Source organism: Pseudoroseomonas cervicalis ATCC 49957 (assembly GCF_000164635.1).
GTDB classification, from domain to species: domain Bacteria; phylum Pseudomonadota; class Alphaproteobacteria; order Acetobacterales; family Acetobacteraceae; genus Pseudoroseomonas; species Pseudoroseomonas cervicalis.
The window spans coordinates 1-772 of sequence record NZ_GG771137.1; the positions used below are offsets into that span (position 1 = coordinate 1).

Here is a 772-nt window from a genome sequence, read left to right on the forward strand (position 1 = left end):
CAGCGGGCCCAGCTGGAGCGCGCGGCGCGCGTCGACGCGCTGCTGCGCGGCTTCGAGGAGGAGGCGGCCGGCGCGCTGCGCGCCGTCGCCGCCGCGGCCACGCAGATGGATGCGACGGCCGGCTCGATGGTGGAGATCGCCGCCAGCGGCAATGGCCGCGCCCAGGCGGTGGCGCGCGCCTCCGCCCAGGCCAGCGGCAATGTGCAGACCGTGGCGGCGGCGGCCGAGGAACTCTCCGCCAGCATCGCCGAGGTGGCGCGCCAGGTGCGCGAGGGCGCCGCCCGCGCCCATGCCGCGACCGAGGCCGCCGGCCAGACCGAGGGCACGGTGCGCGGCCTCGCTGAGGCGGCGGGGCGGATCGGCGATGTGGTGCAGCTGATCACCTCGATCGCCAGCCAGACCAACCTGCTGGCGCTGAACGCCACGATCGAGGCGGCGCGTGCCGGCGAGGCCGGCAAGGGCTTCGCCGTGGTGGCGGGCGAGGTGAAGAACCTGGCCAGCCAGACGGCGCGCGCGACCGAGGAGATCAGCCAGCAGATCGCCGCCATGCAGGCCGAGACCGGGCGCACGGTGCAGGCCATCGGCGCCATCGCCCGCATGATCCGCGAGCTGAACGAGGCGACCGGCGCGGTGGCCCAGGCGGCGCAGCAGCAGGCCGAGGCGACGCAGGAGATCGGCCGCGCCGTGGCCGAGGCGGCGAGCGGCACGCAGGAAGCCTCGCGCCACGCCTCCGGGGTCAGCGAGGATGCCGGCCGCACCGGCCGCGCCGCCG

General features: G+C 77.3%; 1 protein-coding gene. It reads left to right on the forward strand.

Translation table 11 applies throughout. The annotated features are described in order from the left end of the window. The coding region (locus tag HMPREF0731_RS22190) for a methyl-accepting chemotaxis protein (RefSeq protein WP_007006510.1) at nt 1–772 on the forward strand (772 nt) is incomplete at both ends.